2 protein-coding genes are annotated in these 2,729 nt (G+C 49.1%); both read right to left on the reverse strand.

The features are described 5' to 3' along the window. Positions 1–199 precede the first annotated feature (199 nt). On the reverse strand, positions 200–1,153 hold the full coding sequence (locus tag HZR20_RS14285) for a DUF932 domain-containing protein (RefSeq protein WP_258560464.1): 954 nt from the start codon (positions 1,151–1,153) through the stop codon (positions 200–202). Between the two features lie 100 nt (positions 1,154–1,253). After that, a partial coding sequence (locus HZR20_RS14290; protein WP_181687419.1) for a M48 family metalloprotease occupies positions 1,254–2,729 on the reverse strand: 1,476 nt, incomplete at its 5' end.

The raw sequence follows: 2,729 nt of genomic DNA on the forward strand, positions 1-2,729 counted from the left end.
CATTCTAACTCAGTGAGAGGTATGTAGTTGTATATCGGATCTCTTACCTTTCTCTGGTACCCCATCAACTCTCTAGTATCACGGTCAATCTCTATCTTTCCAAACGCCATTTACTTCGGCCAAATACTCAAAAAACCATAAAGATTGCTCAAATTCTAAATCAGGGGTAAGTTCTAACATCATGTTCCCGCTTCTTCCCCTAGGGAGATATCTCGTGTTCCTCCATCAGGTTCCGCAGAGATTCGCGTTCTGTCTCCCAGCGTGGTTCGTCGCCTTCCTCAAGTAACTGCCTGCTCCGTCTGTCCACTGCATTCCTTCCCAGCGTTTGAGGCTCCGGGATCTCGGAGCTTCCGTTTTCCAGTAGTCGGGATAGCTGTTCGAACCCGTCGTTGAGTTCGTAGTCCGGAACGTCCTGGGTGTAGTGTGTCAGTGCGCGTGTGCCCGCGTTGTAGGTCTCGTATAGCGTCGGGTTCTCCGGATCTTCGACTTCGCTTTGCAGGGCGTTCAACAGGTCAGGAACCGGCTGATCCAGGTACCGGTCGATACCTGTGTCCATGAGCACGAGAAGAGATTCGTCCCGGTTCATGAGCTCGCGGTTCTGAGCCTGCGCCAACCTGTGTTCGATGATCTCCGGCGACTCGACTACTGCGTCAACAGCGTTGTACGCTAAACCGGGTTGGAACGGTTCTCCGTGGGTCTGGTCGAAGTGGAGATCGGAGACGAAAGCCGTCATCCCGTTACTGCATACCTGGCGTTCCGCCCCGACATCGTACTTCAAACCGTGAAAACCTGAATGCCCGCTCTGCACCTGTAACCCGATATCGATAGGATCGTTTTCGTTGGCGTACACCTCTTCGTCAAAGTCGATCCTGGCGCTCATCTTATGGGCGGTCGGCGAGATGGAGATCTTCCCGGAAGGCTCGATCCCATGGCGTTCGACCGCATCACCGACCTTTTCCAGGATATCACCATACTGGATAACATTGTAGAAGTCCTCTGAGGAAGAGACAACGCCCGTGGTCCTTCCATCGTCCGTCCAAAGACTGTCCCGGTACGGGACCTCCTCCCACTCATCCTCCCCCGTGTGGTGTGCGTAGACATCCTGACGCTCCACCTCTGGAAGCATTTCCGCGGTTTCGTAGAGTTCATCCAAGCTGTCGAAAACGTATGTTTCGCCTTTAATCGGGAATCACCGTACCACACAACCAGAAGACAAAGCGGGTAGTACCTGAGCAGAGGCCAGGTTTCAGATGCTAGTTTTCCGACTTTAGGCGATTAACACGCTCTTCCGGGTCCGGATGTGCTTCTGAGTGGGTATACGTTCCATAGAAGATACCAAAGTTCTCCTGCCATTCGGTGGCCTTGCTGTCTTCAGCATTCTTAACGGTATCAATATGATTTGTCGTTTGCAAGGCCGAAATTATCGGTCCACGTCCTACCTTGTTTTTAGCGTACTGATCGGCCTGGAACTCTCGTTCCCGGAAATTTAGCAGGCTATAGATAACGTTCTGCCCGGTAAAAAGCAGTATCGAGATCAACGGTATATAGAAGAACAATAACGCCTCGCGTGAACGAAGATGCTTCTCTTCATGAGCTACAATAGCTTTCAACTCCTCCTTATCGAAGATCTGACCATCAAGGAACTCTGATGGAATGAAAATATAGTCGTTTAAACCTGTGGATAGAGAGGCCGGGCTGTCCTTTACATCTTCTATCTCGTAAACATGGGCGGAAGTATCGAGGTCTCGTTCTAGCGGCTTTGAATACTGGATCAATTCGAACTTCTCTTTCAGCCAGTGAACGGTCTGGTAAAGCAGTCCGACTATGAAATATGAGATGGGGGAAACAGCGATAACTGCTACCAGTGCCAGATAGAATCCCTCGGTCAGGTTAAAGAACGCGTGACGGTAAAAATATAGGACAAAAAGTAACGAACCAAGCAGTAAATACGAGATTCCGATCACGAGAATGGACCAGAACACCCGGAGTCTTTTCGACGTCTCTATCCTGTGATTCTCTTTCACGTTATTGAAAGCATCGAGGGCAGCATCTCCAGAGACAAGATCAGACAAAAGCTGGAAGCTTAAGCTAGCAGTTAGAGCCAAAGCGACGCCCACCATCAACACTGCAAGCACCCCAAAGTGGATTGTAATACCTATCACGAACAAAGGCACTAAGAGAGGGATGATTGACGCGATTACATACTCACCAGCAACAGCAGGGATAATGAAGTCCGGTTTTCGATCATCCTGCTGAACACCTGCGATACGAAGCAACTTGCCGAATCCAAGCCCAGCGATCTCTCTAAAACGGTTCAGCGACATATCATAAGTCACTTCGTCGGAAACCAACCAGTATGCTACAAAAGAACTAAGCAAAGCGCCCAGCAGCAGCAAAAACAGCGATCTGAGAAGATAGCCGAAAAACCCCAGTATCACTGATATAAAGTGTATGAACCTTGGAATGAAATGCTGAGAATTGTCGGTATGACTTCCAGATATACCCTTCATCTTTGGGATGAGTTCTTGAGAGATAGGTTTTCCTAAGATCGAAAACATTGCTAACATCATTGAAATCATCAAAGCCGCTGTTCCGATCATTGAAGTAAAGCTTCCAGGACCACTGATAGCGTACAAGAAATCATCCTCCGGAATAGCCATATCTGCCAGAGCTAGTAAGAAAAAGGAGATTGCGGTCCCGACGATAGAGGCCAGCACCAGGTAGTACCA

The organism is Halorhabdus salina (genome assembly GCF_013839425.1).
In the GTDB taxonomy this organism is placed as follows: domain Archaea; phylum Halobacteriota; class Halobacteria; order Halobacteriales; family Haloarculaceae; genus Halorhabdus; species Halorhabdus salina.